General features: G+C 64.9%; 1 pseudogene. It reads right to left on the minus strand.

Annotated elements, in window-relative coordinates:
- Window positions 1-239, minus strand: a pseudogene (locus AB4Y40_RS43015) (adhesin); the annotation flags it as partial.

Below are 239 nucleotides of genomic sequence, written 5' to 3' on the forward strand. Positions count from 1 at the left end.
GGTGTCTCCACCTACGTTATACGTCGGGTTCGAGATCGAGCCATCGCTGTTCACCGTCGAGCCGCCGCCGAACGAATCCGCCGTCGAACTGGCCAGGTTGTACAGCTGCGAGCCGTTCACCGCATCGGAGCTCGTCGCCGAGACTGCGCCCGAAGCTACGTTGTGCAGCGCCACCGGCGTGGTCGCATCCGTGCCGCCCAGCGTCACCGAATCGTGTGCCGACGTGTCGTACATCACCG

Source organism: Paraburkholderia sp. EG287B, assembly GCF_040965595.1.
Lineage (GTDB): Bacteria > Pseudomonadota > Gammaproteobacteria > Burkholderiales > Burkholderiaceae > Paraburkholderia.